This window comes from Acidovorax sp. KNOB132, assembly GCF_057541515.1.
This window is the reverse complement of sequence record NZ_BAAJYT010000082.1, coordinates 1-15,623: the sequence shown is the minus strand read 5'-3', so window position 1 is coordinate 15,623 and position 15,623 is coordinate 1. Positions and strand designations below refer to the sequence as shown.

13 protein-coding genes and 2 pseudogenes are annotated in these 15,623 nt (G+C 68.0%); 6 read left to right on the top strand and 9 right to left on the bottom strand.

All coding sequences use genetic code 11. The features are described 5' to 3' along the window. A pseudogene (locus AC27IO_RS12805) lies at positions 1-1,296 on the bottom strand (hypothetical protein); the annotation flags it as partial. A gap of 260 nt (positions 1,297-1,556) precedes the next feature. Here AC27IO_RS12805 and gshA point away from each other — a divergent pair. After that, positions 1,557-3,080, top strand: a complete 1,524-nt coding sequence (gene gshA / locus AC27IO_RS12800) for a glutamate--cysteine ligase (protein ID WP_498739139.1) — start codon at positions 1,557-1,559, stop codon at positions 3,078-3,080. 48 nt (positions 3,081-3,128) lie between these two features. Here the strand turns inward: gshA and AC27IO_RS12795 are convergent, their stop codons facing one another. From AC27IO_RS12795 to amaB, 4 genes are all read right to left on the bottom strand, one after another. Beyond that, a complete protein-coding gene (locus AC27IO_RS12795) occupies positions 3,129-4,817 on the bottom strand; it encodes a thiamine pyrophosphate-binding protein (RefSeq protein WP_498739138.1) in 1,689 nt (562 codons plus the stop codon). 49 nt (positions 4,818-4,866) lie between these two features. Further along, positions 4,867-6,120, bottom strand: coding sequence for a pyridoxal phosphate-dependent aminotransferase (locus tag AC27IO_RS12790; RefSeq protein ID WP_498739137.1), 1,254 nt, complete (start codon positions 6,118-6,120; stop codon positions 4,867-4,869). Further along, positions 6,117-7,052 (bottom strand): amino acid ABC transporter substrate-binding protein, encoded by a 936-nt coding sequence (locus AC27IO_RS12785; protein ID WP_284399537.1) that lies wholly within the window; start codon positions 7,050-7,052, stop codon positions 6,117-6,119. The genes AC27IO_RS12790 and AC27IO_RS12785 overlap by 4 nt, the downstream gene beginning before the upstream one ends. A gap of 94 nt (positions 7,053-7,146) precedes the next feature. Continuing rightward, entirely contained in the window at positions 7,147-8,712 is a 1,566-nt protein-coding gene (gene amaB / locus AC27IO_RS12780) for an L-piperidine-6-carboxylate dehydrogenase (RefSeq protein ID WP_498739136.1), read from the bottom strand. 223 nt (positions 8,713-8,935) lie between these two features. Here amaB and AC27IO_RS12775 point away from each other — a divergent pair, with 223 nt between their 5' ends. Then, positions 8,936-9,850, top strand: coding sequence for a LysR family transcriptional regulator (locus AC27IO_RS12775; protein WP_284424898.1), 915 nt, complete (start codon positions 8,936-8,938; stop codon positions 9,848-9,850). A gap of 89 nt (positions 9,851-9,939) precedes the next feature. Here AC27IO_RS12775 and AC27IO_RS12770 read toward each other — a convergent pair whose 3' ends face one another. Next, positions 9,940-10,512 carry a DUF3885 domain-containing protein gene (locus tag AC27IO_RS12770; RefSeq protein ID WP_498739135.1) on the bottom strand — a complete coding sequence of 191 codons (573 nt, stop codon included), beginning with the start codon at positions 10,510-10,512 and terminating at the stop codon, positions 9,940-9,942. 226 nt (positions 10,513-10,738) lie between these two features. Here AC27IO_RS12770 and AC27IO_RS12765 point away from each other — a divergent pair, with 226 nt between their 5' ends. From AC27IO_RS12765 to AC27IO_RS12755, 3 genes are all read left to right on the top strand, one after another. Continuing rightward, positions 10,739-11,221 carry a GreA/GreB family elongation factor gene (locus AC27IO_RS12765; RefSeq protein WP_498739134.1) on the top strand — a complete coding sequence of 161 codons (483 nt, stop codon included), beginning with the start codon at positions 10,739-10,741 and terminating at the stop codon, positions 11,219-11,221. Between the two features lie 75 nt (positions 11,222-11,296). After that, complete coding sequence (locus AC27IO_RS12760; protein ID WP_498739133.1) at positions 11,297-11,869, top strand: DUF4256 domain-containing protein; 573 nt, start codon at positions 11,297-11,299, stop codon at positions 11,867-11,869. Positions 11,870-11,964: 95 nt separating this feature from the next. After that, positions 11,965-12,429, top strand: a complete 465-nt coding sequence (locus AC27IO_RS12755; protein WP_498739132.1) for a DUF6678 family protein — start codon at positions 11,965-11,967, stop codon at positions 12,427-12,429. Positions 12,430-12,496: 67 nt separating this feature from the next. On the opposite strand, the gene AC27IO_RS12750 is transcribed toward AC27IO_RS12755, so the two are convergent. Together AC27IO_RS12750 and AC27IO_RS12745 are read right to left on the bottom strand one after the other, a co-directional pair. Continuing rightward, positions 12,497-13,273, bottom strand: a complete 777-nt coding sequence (locus AC27IO_RS12750) for an SDR family oxidoreductase (protein WP_498739131.1) — start codon at positions 13,271-13,273, stop codon at positions 12,497-12,499. Between the two features lie 135 nt (positions 13,274-13,408). Then, positions 13,409-14,320: an NADP-dependent oxidoreductase gene (locus AC27IO_RS12745; protein WP_498739130.1), complete on the bottom strand. Its 912-nt coding sequence runs from the start codon at positions 14,318-14,320 to the stop codon at positions 13,409-13,411. Positions 14,321-14,472: 152 nt separating this feature from the next. Between AC27IO_RS12745 and AC27IO_RS12740 the strand changes: the two genes are divergently transcribed. Then, positions 14,473-15,351: a LysR family transcriptional regulator gene (locus AC27IO_RS12740; RefSeq protein ID WP_498739129.1), complete on the top strand. Its 879-nt coding sequence runs from the start codon at positions 14,473-14,475 to the stop codon at positions 15,349-15,351. A 43-nt stretch (positions 15,352-15,394) separates the two neighbouring features. Here AC27IO_RS12740 and AC27IO_RS12735 read toward each other — a convergent pair. Then, positions 15,395-15,620, bottom strand: a pseudogene (locus AC27IO_RS12735) (oxidoreductase-like domain-containing protein). Positions 15,621-15,623 lie beyond the last annotated feature (3 nt).

Below are 15,623 nucleotides of genomic sequence, written 5' to 3'. Positions count from 1 at the left end.
GTCCAGCGCCGGGGCCGTGTCCGGGCCCGCAGCCGGGTCGGGCAGCAGCGTGCCCCAGGTGTGGGTGCGCAGGGCCTGCAGCGTCTGCAGCGCCACCTCGGCATGGCCCCCGCTGGTGTCGGCCAGGGCCTTGATTGCCATCGTCAGCGCGCCTGCGGGCGCGATGGCCTCGGCGCCGTGGCGGGTCGGGTCGATGGCCTTCACCCAGTCGCGGAGCGCCTCGCGCAGGGCGGCAATCGCGGGCGAGCTTCGGTACACCTCGAAGCCGGGCAGGCGCCGCAATTGCAAGTCGATGATCTCGCCGTAGGTCTTTTGCAGGGCTTCGGTCGCCGTCCGGTGGCGGCGCTGGGCGTGCTCCAGTTGCAGTTCGGCCTCCTTGCGGCGTCGGGCCAGTGCCGGCTGCAGCGACTTCAGATCGTCGGCGCCGGCTTCGAATTCGAACAGTTCGCGTGCCTGATCCGTGGCCAGCTTCTGGATGTCTTTCAGCTCGGCGTCCTTGCCCTGGCTGCTTCGCTCCAGTTCGGCGTGCTTGGCGGCTTGCCGGCTTCTCAGCGCCTGCAACGCCTCGATGTGCCGGGTCAGCGCTTCCTGATCGCTGCCGCCCCGGTCACCTGCCGCATTGTTTTCTGCGAGCGATCGGTCGAGCCTTTGGTCCAGCCGATGAAGCGCAGCCCGCAAGCTGGCCATGGATTCTTGTTCGCTGGCGAGCCGGTGTGCCTGGTCGGCCAGGCTGGCCGCCCTTTGGCCGCGCTCGCTGGCCTCTTCACTCAGGCGCGTTTCATGGTGCTGCACCAGCCGCTCCATGGCGATGGCCTTGTCCACGGCGATCTGGGCCAGCCGCACGGTTTCGGCGGCCTTCATCTGCCCGGTCAGCACCGGCTCCAGGCTCTCCCATTGACCGCGGCTGCGCGAAGGGAGGCGCGAGGGGTCCTTCGGGGTGTTCTGGTAGCGGAGCATTTCCTCGACGGGCTTCGGGTGGCCCCGCGCCATGCCGAAACAACTGCCTACCTTGGTCGCCAACTGGCCCAGCACCGATTTGGGCTTGCGCGGGGGCATGGCCGCGGTATCGGCGGCGGGCAGCGGCTGCGCGAGGTATTTGCGCGCTGCCCGGCCTGCGTCGTACAGGGGCGACAGCAGTTCGTTCTGCGCTGCACGCGGATCGAGCTGGTGCAGCTTGTGGTGGGCCTGCTTGTGGCTGGCCGGCGCGCGGCGTGGGCACTCGATGTCGAGTTGCCGGGCAGGCCTGCGGACGAGATGGTGGGACGCACTGAGAGTTTGGGCATGGTGTCCAGTCATTCATGGGCGTCGTGTGCGTTCCGCGGGCGAGGGGTGCCCGGGAACAGTGGCTGGACCGGGCGCATTGCACGCCCTGCGTTGGCTGGCCACGACACGCGCGATGTTGCAGTGCGGCACCCTGGGCGGCGGACCTGCCTGCGAAGAGAGGTGCGGCCGCGCGAAGCCAAGGTCTTGATCTGGTGCGCCAGCGAGAGTGTGCCGGCCGTGCTAAGTTCCGGGCCGAACCGACGATCAGGTGATAAAGAAACGACCAAATGATGATGAGCCATCTGCAGCGGAAAATCCACGCGCAGCCCGCCAGCCGACTGGCTGGCATGCGCCGTGGCATCGAAAAAGAGGGACTGCGGGTGCTGCCCACGGGAGGGCTGGCGCTCACGCCGCACCCGGCGGCGCTCGGCTCGGCGCTGACCCATCCCCACATCACTACCGACTACAGCGAGTCGCAGATCGAGCTGATCACGGGCGCGCGCCTGGGCGTGCAGGAATGCCTGGACGAACTCACCGAGATCCACCAGTTCGTCTACCGCAGCCTGCAGGCTTCGGGCGGCGAGATGCTGTGGCTGTCCAGCATGCCCTGCGGCCTGCCCACCGACGAGACCATTCCCCTGGCGCGCTACGGCTCGTCCAACGTGGGGCGCGCCAAGAGCGTGTACCGCATGGGGCTGGGCCACCGCTACGGCCGGCGCATGCAGACCATCTCGGGCATCCACTACAACTGGTCGCTGCCCGATGTGACCAGCGACGAATACTTCGCGCTGATCCGCAACTTCCGCCGCCATGCCTTCGTGCTGCTGTACCTGTTCGGCGCCTCGCCCGCGCTGTGCCCATGCTTCGTGCAGGGGCGCGAGCACGGCCTGCAGCGCCTGGGCGGCGAGGCGCTCTACCTGCCGCACGCCACCTCGCTGCGCATGGGCCGCCTGGGCTACCAGAGCGATGCGCAGGCCACGCTGGCGGTGAGCTACAACGGCCTGGACGGCTACGCCGCCTCGCTGCGCGAAGCCCTGAGCCGGCCATACCCCGCCTACGAGGCGCTGGGCGTGCGCAACCCCGGGGGCGAATACAACCAGCTGGGCACCAGCCTGCTGCAGATCGAGAACGAGTTCTACGGCACCATTCGCCCCAAGCACACCGTGCGCTCGGGCGAGCGGCCCCTGAACGCGCTGCGCGACCGGGGGGTCGAATACGTCGAGGTGCGGCTGATGGACCTGGACCCGTTCGCGCCGCTGGGCATCGAGACGCAGACCATGCGCCTGCTGGACGTGTTCCTGTTGCACTGCCTGCTGTCCGACAGCCCGCCCGACACGCCGCAGGAGATCGCCGAGCTGCAGCGCAACCAGCACCTGACCGCCGAGCGCGGCCGCGAGCCGGGCCTGCTGCTGCAGTGCGCCGGGCGCGAGATCCCGCTGGCCGAATGGGGCGCGCAGGTGCTGGCCGAATGTGAGCCACTGGCCGCGGCGCTGGACGCCGCGCACGGCACCGGCGACTACGGCAGCGCGCTGGCCGATGCGCGGCGCCTCATGCAGCAGCCGCAGGCCACGCCGTCGGCCCGCGTGCTCGACCGCATGGCCGAGGCGCACGGCAAGAGCTTCAGCGCCTTCGCGCTGGAGCGATCGCAATGGGCGCGCGACACGCTGCTGGCCATGCCCTGGACCGAGGCGCAGCAGGCCCGGTTCGAGGCCGCCGCCGCGCAATCGGTGGCCGAGCAAAAAGCCATCGAAGCAGCGGACACCCTGCCGTTCGAAGCCTGGCGCGAGCAGTACATGGCGGTGCCCGTCCACGGTTGATACCGGCGCGGCCCGGGCATCGCCGGGACCGCCGCCCGCGCTGAGCGCCTAGCCCGGCTTGCGGGCCTGCGCCGCACTGCGGATGCCCTGCAGCGTGCCCGTGGGCGTGATGGCCTCCGGGTCCAGCAGGCAGTGCAGCACGCAGGGCAGGCCGCTGGCCCGGGCGCGTGCCAGCGCCGGGGCGAACTCCGCCGTCGTCTCCACCCGCTCGCCATGCCCGCCGAAGGCCGCGGCGTAGGCCTTGAAATCCGGGTTCTTCAACTGGGTGGCGCTCACGCGGCCGGGGTATTCGCGCTCCTGGTGCATGCGGATGGTGCCGTACATGGCGTTGTCCAGCAGCACCACGATGATGGGCAGGCCGTACTGCACGGCGGTGGCGAACTCCTGCCCGTGCATCAGAAAGTCGCCGTCGCCCGCGAACACCACCACCTCGCGCTGCGGCCACAGCCGCTTGGCCCCCACGCCGGCCGGCAGGCCGTAGCCCATCGATCCACTGGTGGGCGCCAACTGGCTGGCATAGGCGGTGAAAGGCCAGAAGCGGTGCACCCAGGTGGCGAAGTTGCCCGCGCCGTTGCAGAAGATCGCATCGGCCGGCAGCACCTCGCGCAGGTGGCGCATGACCTCGCCCATCTGCAGCGGCCCCGGGATGCGGATCGGGTCCGGATCGCTCCAGGCCAGGTACTCGGCGCGGGCGGCCTGCGTGTGCGCCGCCCAGCGCACCGCGGCGGGCGGCTGCAGCGCGGCAAGTGCGTTGGCAAAGGCCTGCGGCGTGGCGTGGATGGACTGCGTTGCCCGGTACAGGCGGCCCAGTTCGTTGGCATCGGCATGCACATGCACCAGGGGCTGCGCCGGCACGGGAATGTCGAACAGCTCGTAGCCCTGCGACGGAATCTCCGACAGGCGCCCGCCCACCACCAGCACCAGATCGCTCCCGCGAATGCGCGCCAGCAGCTTGGGGTTCACCCCCAGGCCCAGGTCGCCACCGTAGCTGGCGTGGTCGGCCGGAAACAGCATCTGCCGGCGAAACGAGCAGTACACGGGCAGCGACCAGGCCTGCGCGAACGCGACGAAGTCCTGCACCGCCTGCTCTGACCACCGGCTGCCGCCCAGGATGGCGACGGGACGCTCGGCAGCGGCCAGGCGCTCGGCCAGTTCTTGCAGCGCGGCCGCGCCGGGGTGGGTTTCCGGCGCCGTGTAGGGCAGGGCGTCAGCCACCTGCACGGCATCGGTCAGCATGTCCTCGGGCAGCGCCACCACCACCGGGCCCGGGCGGCCCGACGTGGCGACGTGGAAGGCGCGCGACACCAGTTCGGGCACGCGGCGCGCGTCGTCGATCTGCACCACCCACTTGGCCATGGTGCCGAACACCGCGCCGTAGTCCAGCTCCTGGAACGCCTCGCGACCCAGCGCGCCGCGCGCCACCTGGCCCACGAACACGATGAGCGGCGTCGAATCCTGGTGCGCGATGTGGATGCCGGCCGAGGCATTGGTCACCCCCGGGCCACGCGTCACGAAGCAGATGCCGGGCTGCCCGGTGAGCTTGCCCTGCGCCTCGGCCATCATGGCCGCGCCGCCCTCCTGGCGGCACACGGTGACGGCGATCTGCGCGTCGTGCAGGGCATCCAGCACGGCCAGGTAGCTTTCGCCGGGCACGCAGAAAAGCTGTTGCACGCCGTGCAGGATGAGCTGGTCCACGAGGACCTGGCCGCCGGTGCGGGGAGAAACGTTGGAAGTCATGAAGGCGTCGATCAAGGGCGTTGAAGGAATGGAAACATGGCGGGCCGGCTCACCGCAGCGCCGCGCAGGCGTCCTGGATGCGCTGGCAGGCCGTCTGCAACTGGGCCATCGAGGTAGCGTACGAGATGCGGAAGTACGGCGCCAGCCCGAAATACGTGCCCGGCACCACCGCCACCTCGTACTCGGCCAGCAGGTACTGGCAAAAGTCCACGTCGGTCTTGAGCAGCGCGCCGCCCGGCGTGGTGCGGCCCAGCGTGCCGGCGCAACTGGCATAGGTGTAGAAAGCGCCCTCGGGGGTGCGGCAGCGCAGGCCAGGCGCCTGGTTCAGCGCCTGCACCACGAAGTCGCGCCGGGCCTGGAAATCCGCGCAGCGCTCGGCCACGATGGCCTGCGGCCCGGTCAGCGCCTCGATGGCCGCCGCCTGGCTGATGGACGAAGGGCACGAGGTGCATTGGCTCTGCACCACCGCCATGGCGGCGATCAGCTCGCGCGGGCCGCCGGCGAAGCCGATGCGCCAACCCGTCATGGCATAGGCCTTGGACACGCCGTTCACCGTGAGGCAGCGGTTTTTCAGGCGCGGCTCCAGCGCGGCTGGCGTGGCCAAGGCCGCGCCGTCGTACAGGATGTGCTCGTAGATGTCGTCCGACAGCAGCCACACCTGCGGGTGGCGCAGCAGCACGTCCAGCAGCGGGCGCAACTGCGCGGCGCTGTAGGCGGCCCCGGTGGGGTTGGAGGGCGAGTTGAGCAGCAGCCAGCGCGTGCGCGGCGTGATGGCCGCCTCCAGCGCGGCCGGCGTCAGCCGAAAACCGTCCGCCTCGGTGCACGGCACGGTGACCGGCACGCCGCCCGCGATCGTCACCACGTCGGCATACGACGACCAGTAGGGCGCGGGCAGGATCACCTCGTCGCCCGGGTCCAGCGTGGCCATGAACGCGTTGTAGAGCACCTGCTTGGCCCCCGTGCCCACGGTGATCTCGTCCAGGGCGAAGTCCAGGCCGTTGTCGCGCCGGAACTTCTCGCGCACCGCCTCCTTCATCGCCGGGCTGCCGTCCAGCACCGTGTAGCGGGTCTCTCCGCGCGCCAGCGCCCGGCGCGCCGCCTCCAGGATGTGGTCGGGCGTGTCGAAGTCGGGCTCGCCCGCGCCCAGCACGATCACCGGCCGGCCCGAGCGCTTGAGCGCGTTGGCGTGGTCCGTGATGCGCAGGATGGGCGACACGCCCAGCGCTGCGATGCGTCGCGCGGGCGTGAACGCGCCGGGCGGGGCTGCGCCATTGGCAAGGGCGGTGGGCAGGGTGGCGGTCATTTGAGGTAGGCCTCCAGCGGCTTGTCGTTGGGCGCCGCGATCAGCTGCCGCAGCGTGCCGCTCATGGGCAGGTTCAGGCTCAGGTTGCGCGGCGGGATGGGGCTGGTGAACCACTTGGCGTAGATCTTTTCCAGCTCGCCCGTCTGCATCAGCCGCACCAGCACGCCGTCCACCCCGGCCTTGAACGCGGGGTCGTCCTTGCGGAACAGCAGCGCGATCGGCTCCGATCCCATCGGCTCACCCGCGATGCGGTAGGCCGCCGGGTCCTTGGAAGTGGCAATGGCGCCCGCCAGCAGGTTGTCGTCCAGCACGAAGGCATCGGCGCGGCCCGACTCCATCAGCAGGAAGCTCTCCTGGTGGTCCTTGCCCAGCAGCGTCTTGATGGGGGCGCCCAGCGCGCGCTCCTGCTTGCGCAGCATCTGCACGGCGGTGGTGCCGGCCGACGCGGCCACGGTGCGCCCGCCCAGTTGGCTGACCGAGTTCAAATCCGAATCCGCGCGCACCGCCATGCGCACCTCGCTCACGTAGGTGGTCACGGCAAAGGCCACCTGCTGCTGGCGCGCCGTGTTGTTGGTGGTGGGCCCGCAGCCGATGTCGATGGTGCCGTTCTGCACCAGCGCCAGCGTGTTCTGCGCGGTCACCGCCATGTATTCGAGCCGGGCCTGCGGCGCGATCTCCTTCATCACGCGCTCGCACAGCTCCACGTGGTAGCCCACGAACTTCTCGTTCGCGCCCAGGGCGTAGGCCATGGGCGGCGAGGCCTCGCGCACCCCCAGCACCACCTTGCCGGCGGCCTTGATCTTCTCCAGCGTGGGCTGCTGCGCCGATGGGTTGGCGGGCGGTGCGGACGCCTGCGCGGCGGCTGCGCCGCACCAGAAAAAGGCCGCAGCGGCCGTGGCCGCGCCAGCCAGGGCCTTGAGGGGGAATGCCATGGGTGCTTGTCTCCTGTGTGGATGGGCTGGGCCCGTGGGGGCCCAGGCCGGGGGACCGTGGCGGCGGGGGATCCGGCGCGCCGCGGCCGATCGCTCAGTCGGCGATGTCGAAGGTCACGCCCTGCGCCAGGGGCAGGGCGGTGGAATAGTTGATGGTGTTGGTCGCGCGGCGCATGTAGGCCTTCCAGCTGTCCGACCCCGCCTCGCGGCCGCCGCCGGTCTCCTTCTCGCCGCCGAAGGCCCCGCCGATCTCGGCGCCGCTCGGGCCGATGTTCACGTTGGCAATGCCGCAGTCCGACCCCGCGGCCGACATGAACTGCTCGGCCTCGCGCACGTTCAGCGTGAAGATCGATGACGACAGGCCCGCGCCCACCGCGTTGTTCATGGCGATGGCCTCCTCCAGCGTGCCGTAGCGCACCACGTACAGGATGGGCGCGAAGGTTTCATGCAGCGCCGGGCCTTCGTGCTTTGGCAGCTCCACCAGCGCCGGGCGCACGTAGTACGCCTCGCTGCCCGCGATGCCCTCCACCCGGTCGCCGCCGTGTACCGTGGCGCCCAGCGCGCGGCTTTGCGCCAGCGCCTTTTGCATGCCCTCGAAGGCCGGCCGGTCGATCAGCGGGCCCACCAGCGTGCCGGGCGTGCGCGGGTCGCCCACCTGCACGCTGGCATACACCTTGGCGAGCTGGGGCACCAGCTGGTCGTAGATGCTCTCGTGCACGAACAGCCGGCGCAGCGTGGTGCAGCGCTGGCCCGCCGTGCCCATGGCCGAGAAGGCGATGCCGCGCAGCGCCAGGCCCAGGTCGGCCGTGGGCGCCACGATGGCCGCGTTGTTGCCGCCCAGCTCCAGGATGCCGCGCGCAAAGCGGGCCGCCAGGCGCGGGCCCACGGCCCGGCCCATGGCGGTGGAGCCCGTGGCCGACAGCACCGGCACGCGCGCGTCATCCACCAGCACCTCGCCCAGGTCGCGCTGGCCGATGATCAGCTCCAGCAGGCCCGCGGGCGCATCGGCGCCGAAGCGGGCGATGGCGCGCTGCGCGATCGCGTGCGTGGCCAGCGCCGTGAGCGGGGTTTTTTCCGACGGCTTCCACACCACCGGATCGCCGCACACCAGCGCCAGCGCGGCATTCCAGGACCACACCGCCACGGGAAAATTGAACGCCGAGATCACGCCGCACACGCCCAGCGGGTGCCAGGTTTCCATCATGCGGTGGCCGGTGCGCTCGGTGGCGATCGTCAGGCCGTACAACTGGCGCGACAGGCCCACGGCGAAGTCGCAGATGTCGATCATCTCCTGCACCTCGCCCAGCCCCTCGGACGGCACCTTGCCCGCCTCGATGGTCACCAGCAGGCCCAGGTCGGCCTTGGCCGCGCGCAGCTCTTCGCCCAGCAGGCGCACCAGCTCGCCCCGGCGCGGCGCCGGCACATTGCGCCAGGCCTGGAAGGCCGCATGCGCCCGCCCGATGGCCGCGGTGGCCTCGGCCGCGCTGTGCTGCGGCACCGCACCGATCGCCTCACCCGTGATGGGCGAGCGCACGGGCAAGCTGCCGCCCGTGTAGGCCGTGCGCGGCACGCCCAGGCGTTGCAGCAATTGATCGACCTCCGCCGAGACGGCGGGGGCGGGCGTGGCGGGGACGGATGGGTTGGCGGCGTTGGCAGACATGGCGGTAGTGCTCGCAGTCAAAAAACAAGAACGGTAAAACGCGACGAGGAAAAGAAGCAAGAAAGCGTGCGCCAATATCCCCCAAATCGCGCCCGTCTGCATAGCAAAATAACGGAACGACTTGATGTAAAAATGGAATCAAGTCCTGGGTTGGTAAAAACCCTTGCCCTAGTCGAATCTGCGCTGGCCGGCAATGCCCTGCGCAGAGTCATTCCCTTGGAGCATGACCTTGCTGCGCCGCGCCTTTCTCCCCTCCATGGCCGACCTGCTGGCCTTCGAAGCCGCCGCCCGCCACCACAGCGTGTCGCGCGCGGCCGAAGAACTGCACCTGACCCAGAGCGCCGTCTCGCGCCAGATCCGCCAGCTGGAGGCGCAACTGGGCACCGCCCTGTTCCACCGCGTGCGCCAGCGCGTGGTGCTCACCGACGCCGGCCGCGTCTACGCCGCCGATCTGCAGGGCGTGCTGCAGCAGCTGTCGGCCATCACGCAAAAGGCCATGGCCTTCAGCAGCACTGACGGCCTGCTCAACCTGGCTGTGCTGCCCACCCTGGGCACCCGCTGGCTCATCCCGCGCCTGGGCGGCTTCATGGCGCTGCACCCGGAGGTGACGGTCAATTTCGCGGCGCGCTCCGAGCCGTTCGACTTTGCGGGCACCCCGTTCGACGCCGCCATCCACTTCGGCACGCCCCACTGGGCCGGCGCGGTGTGCGAATACCTCATGCACGAAGAGGTGGTGCCGGTGTGCAGCCCTGGCTACCAAAGCCAGCACGGCATCCACACCCCGCAAGACCTGGCGCGCGTGGTGCTGCTGCAGCAGAGCACGCGGCCCACGCAGTGGTCGGAATGGTTCGAATTGGTGGGCGAGCCGACCAGCCTGGCGCTGCGCGGGCCACGGCACGAGCAGTTCGCCATGATTGCGCAGGCGGCGGTGTCGGGGCTGGGGGCGGCGCTGCTGCCGCGGTTCTTGATCGAGCCGGAGCTGGCGGCGGGGAGCCTGGTGGAGCTGTCGGATACCGTGCTGACCAGCGGCGATGCGTATTACCTGGTGTATCCGGAGGCGCGGGCGGAGGCGCCGTTGGTGAAGGCGTTCAGGGATTGGGTGGTGGGGGAGAGCGGGGGAGTTAATGTAAGAAGTTAGATTGGCCTGAATGATTAGCGGCTTCAAGGTCTGTCACGTATGGCCAATTTCGGTTGAGACGTATGTTCGCTTTGGCCCCAAGCCGTCGTTCATAGACCGTCCGGACGGGGCGATAGCCAGTCCGTAAAGCGGGCACGAAACTCTTCGGGTGCGATGGAGTGCGTGAAGACGTCCATGCCCCCGTCGTAGGGACAGAAAATGTTTTTTGTCGCCGGAGAAACAAACGTGATGCCCACCACTTTCCAGTCTGCGAGTACGCGAATCGCAGCTTTGAAAAAATCGGGTTTCCAGTGGGAAACCAAAGCCCGGACATACATTCGATCCTCTTCGTCCTGCCCAAGACTTTCGGGCTGCATCACAGCAACGGCCTCTCTGAATTGGCGCCCGGCAAGCTGATGCTTGGCCTTTCCACGCAGCTTGGCTTCCTCCCCAAGCGCGCGAAAGACGTACAAGGGCTCGTTGGCGCTGAAGAGCGCTGATGCGACGAGACAATGTCGATGTTCAATTTCGGCGTATTCGTCCAGCGACCCAGCGTACCGCTTCGATTCAGGGAGTGAGTGAAACCGCACCCATTGCGCGCTGAGCGCGCGACGCAGAAGATGCCCGCGAGGCGCAATCTCGCCGAACTCAGAATGCCACCAGGCAAGGGGATCAGGGCGCATATCCGTCACTCTATCCGAGCGTCTTTTATTGATGGAGTCCCCTGGGTGAGGCCAATGCCAAGCGTCGGGTGATTGGTCAATTCTGCCAATGGCTTAGCCGATTGAGTTGCGGCATCGCTCCCATCGCTGAAGTTAACCCCGCGGCCAACGGGAGCCTTCGAAGGCTGTTGGAGCCCTTCACAATCAAGACCTGCCCACCGCTCGTTCGACATGCCTCACTTTGATCATGGATAAATTTTTGCTGCAACAGCAGGTGTTGGAACAGCTTGCAGAAGACCTGCTGCAAGCCGAGCAGGCAATGCGGGCGGCCCATGAAACGGCGACCCACGAAGAAAACATCGCCGAGAACAAATACGACACCTTGGGGCTCGAAGCCGCCTATCTGGCGACCGGCCAGGCTCGGCGCGCCGAAGCCATCCGCCAGGCGCTGGCCCATTGGCGCCAATTCTGTCCGCGCCCCTACGACGCTAGCAAAGGCATACAGCTCGGCGCGCTGGTCTGCCTGGTCGATTTCGACGACAAGGAGCAGCAGATTTTTCTCGGCCCGGATGGAGGCAGCATGAAGTTGGTCAGCGGCGGTCAGATCGTTCAGGTCATCAGCTGCGAAGCCCCTTTGGGCAGGGCCATGCTGGGTAAATGCGAGGGGGATGAAGTGTCGATACAGCTCGCTCCGAGCCGGCAGCAGTTTGAGGTGCTTCGAGTGCATTGAGCCGTTGTGAGGTCAAGCAGAATCAACACGAGGTCAGCAGACGTTCAGACCTCATGCACGCATCGGCTGGCAAAAATGATGTTCAAACAGGAGTGGAGCGACGTGAAAACAGACCAGGGCGACCTCATCCTTGAAGCATTGCAGCAGCGGTTCCAGCAGAACATTCACAGGCACCCAGGTGTCGATTGGGCCCACGTCCATAGGCGTCTGCAGAGCAACCCCGAAAAGCTGAAGTCGCTCCACGCCATGGAGGCCACAGGAGGCGAACCCGATGTCATCGGAACAGCGGATGCCGCCGGCACCTGCGTTTTCTGCGACTGCGCCGCTGAAAGCCCCCAGGGTCGCAGGAGCCTCTGCTATGACGCAGCGGCATGGAATGCCCGCAAGCAGAACAAGCCAGAGAACAACGCGGAGGACGTGGCCGCTGCCATGGGCATCTCGCTGCTGACGGAGGACCAATACCGAACGCTTCAGCAGTTCGGGGAGTTCGACCGCAAAACGTCGAGCTGGGTCGCCACGCCGCCGGAAATCAGAAAACTCGGCGGCGCGCTGTTTTGCGACAGGCGCTACGGCAGAGTCTTCGTGTACCACAACGGTGCCGAGTCTTACTATGCTGCGCGAGGGTTCAGGGGCTCGGTGAGCGTGTGAGGCAGCCTTTGAGTTGGCGCGCAGCGCCAGGAACCCGGACCTGCTGCAGGCGTCGTTATTGTGGCGTCCATCGTTGCCTGCGATGGGACTGAACGATGGAAATTTCGGAGGGCCATGTGACCTGTCTGCGCAATTGCGATAGCAAGGCAATGCCTCGCCCAACCGATGAAGACATAAAGCGCTTGTCAGCCATGGTCCAGCGCGGGGAGCTGTGTCCGGCGCTCAATCACACCAAATGGGCGGAGCTGCGTGCCGAGATGCTCGCGGCACCGGTCGAGCAGCATCCCCAGTTCCGGGGCCGCAGCGTTTTCGCGCCGCCGGGGTTCTGTACTGCATGGGACGGCGAGTTCTATTACCACCTTCATCCGGTCGCGGAGTGGGAGTGGATCGAGCTTCAAGCGGCCTCGGCACACTGGCTGCAAGAGGTCCTCAAGCGCCACAGCATTCCCTATTCCGTGGAAGCGGGAGTCATCCGGGTGTGGGGCTATACCCGGCCTGGGCCGCAGCCAGATTGGAGTGAGAGGGGCGGCGGTCCATCACCAGAGTCGAACGCTGTCTGACGGGTGGACGGGAAAAGCCCCTGGCCGCGCCGTTGCACACATTGGCGGCAAAGATCGCTCGCCCGGCTCAGTGGTCCCGCATCAAATCCACCGACTTGCCCAACTGCGCGAACATGAAATTCGGTGCGATGCGCGATGCGATCTTCAAGACGTTGCTCAAACCCGGCCGAATCTCGAGCCTGTCTTTCCGCAGCCCGGCCAAGGCATGCTTCACCAGGGTGTCGACCGGCATCGGGGTGACGCCGCCCACATCTTCCTTCGTGAAATCACCCGAGAACAGCGAGGTGTCCGTGCCCGGTGGCGCCAGCTCGAAGACCTGCACGCGGGTGCGTTTGAGCTGCAGTCGCAGCGACCGCGTATAGGCATGCAGGCCCGCCTTGGTCGCGCAGTAGATGGGCGCGATGGCCATGGGCACGAAGGCCAATCCCGAAGACACGTTGACGATCGCCGCGCGTGGCTGCTTTTTCAGGTGGGGCAGGAACATCTGGTTGACCCAGAGGGTGCCTTTCAGATTTGTTTCGACCTCCTGGGTCAGGCCTTGCAGATCGTCCGTGGGGCTCTGGAGATTGATCTTTCGCATGATGCCGGCGCAGTGGATGACAACGTTCAGTGCCGGAAACTCCTGGGGCAGCGTCTGGTGCATCGCGCGGATGGACGCGGGATCGGCCACGTCGCAAACCCGGGTGTGGATGCCGGGGAGCGAACGGCTCACGGCCGCCAGCTTGGCGGGGTTGCGGCCGGTGACGATCACGGTGTTGCCGAGGTGCAGAAGCTGCTTCGCCAGTTCCAGCCCGATGCCGGACGAACCGCCGGTGATCAGGACGGTGTTGTTGCTGATGTCCATGGTGTGGCCTTGTTGCCTGACGGTTGAAGGTGGAGGTTGACGGTCGTTGGATTCCGCACGCAGCCGTCCAGGCGCCGCTGGGGAAATCGATGGGGTTGAAAGAGGCCAGGCCGTGAGGGCCCGGCCTGCGATCCGTCAGTTCATGGTGATGACGAGCCGTCCGGTGACGTGGCCTTGGGCGCTGAGTTCATGCGCGGCGGCGATGCGGTCCAGCGGAAAGGTCTGTTCGACCGGCAAGGTGAATGCGCCGGCGTTGAACAGCGATGCCGCACCCGCCAGCGCCTTGCTGGCCAGGGCCGCGTCCATGGGTTCGAACGAGGTTTTGGCGCCGTGCTGCGGGGCCGACAGGTCGGAGATCGACAGCACTTTCGATGCATCACCGGTGATCGCCACCAGTTCCGGAATGACGCCGGAGCCGGCAATGTCGAGTGCGGCTTGCACGCCTTGCGGCGCCAGGGCGGCCACGCGGTCGGCCAGCCCGGGCCCGTAGGTCGTCGGGGTGGCGCCCAGCGAGCGCAGGTAGTCGTGCTTGGCGGCGCTGGTGGTGCCGATCGTGCGGATGCCGGCGGCTTTGGCCAGCTGGATCACGGCCGATCCCACGCCCCCGGCGGCGCCGCTGACCAGGAGCGTCTCGCCCGGCTTCACGCCCACTTCGGCAATGATGCGCGTGGCCGTTTCGACCGCGACCGGATAGCCTGCGGCTTCTTCGAAAGACAGCCCCTGGGGCTTCGCGGCCCATTCCTGCAGGACGGCGTATTCGGCCATCGTGTCGATGCCCTTGCCGAAGACCGCATCGCCCACGGCCACGCCGGACACGCCTTCGCCCACGGCATCGACGATGCCTGCCGCGTCGAACCCGCTGCCGGCGGGCATGGCGATGAGCATCATCGCGTGCATGTAGCCGGCCCGCAGTTTCCAGTCGATCGGGTTGACGCCTGCGGCTTTGACCGCGATGCGCACCTGGCCGGGGCCAGGCGCGGGCTTCGCGATGTCTTCGATGGCCAGAACCTCTGGACCACCGTATTGGTGAAACCGTACTGCTTTCATGGGGGCATTCCTTGCTGATGGGGTGGAGGGAGCGGGCAGTGAAGCGGGCCGGTTGGTGGCCACTGCTTGCCCACGCCGTGATTGTTCAGTGGCTCATAAATGGTGCATAGTCCGAGAAATATGGACATGGCGTCTCATCAATGGAACAAAGCATGGACATCACGGCACTGGCCGATTTCAACCGGGTGGCGACCCACGGCGGGTTTGGCAGCGCCAGCCGCGCCAGCGGCGTGCCGAAGGCCACACTGTCCCGCCGGGTGCGGGCGCTGGAGGACGCCCTGGGCGTGCGCCTCGTCGAGCGGGGCACCCGCAAATTGCAGTTGACGCCGGAGGGCGCCCTCTTGCATTCGCGCACGGCCGATCCTTTCGGCGAGATCACGCAGGTGGTCGATGAGCTGAAGTCCGGCATCGGCCGGCCGCGCGGCGTGCTGCGCGTCAGCACACCGTTGCTGTTCGCGCACGTGGCGATGGGACAACTGGGCGCGGCGTTTCTGCGCGCGCACCCCGAGGTGCGGCTGGAGGTCACGGCGGAAGACCGCCTCGTCGATCTGGTGGGCGACGGTTACGACATCGTCGTGCGCTTCAATCCGCGGCCGGACGACACGCTGGTCGGCCGCTGCTTTTTGCGCGACCAGTTGCTGCTGGTCGCGCCGCCGGACTGGCCCCTGCCGCCAGCGAATGCCGCAGCACCCGGCGGCGGCATCGAACTCCCGGCGGTCATGCGCACGGGCCGCACCGTGGCGGGGGCCTGGACGGTGGTCGACCCGGCCGGCAGCATGCGCACCTACCTGCCCAAGCCCCTGTTGCGCTACTCGACCCCGCTGCTCATCCGGAACGCGGTGCTCGCGGGCGCAGGCCCGGCCCTGGTGCCCCGGACCGCCGTGGCGCCGGACCTGGCCGCCGGGCGCATCGTCGAATGGGGCGTGGTGCAGGGGGCCCAGCCCGAAGGCTGGGTGCTGCACGCATCACGCCGGCTCGTGAGCCCCAAGGTCACCGCCTTCGTGGATTTCCTCTGCGATCATTTCGCCTGAGGTGGGCATGCGCGAAAGCGCTCAAGGCCATCGGGCGCTGAAGCTAAAAGTCGTTGGCGCTGCGGCCGGATGGCCGCGCCGTCGGACCGGAGGGGGCGACGGCAGAGGCTGCGGCCTGCAACGCCTCCAGCGCATCCTGCCGCCACCACTCGGCGGCGGCGTAAAAGCCCTCCCACACGCAGCCGTTGCAGCCGCGGCCGCAGCAGGTGGTGGGTTCGGCCGGGGGGCGGGCGCAGCGCGACGGCCCGCGCCGCAGCGCGCTCGATCAAGGT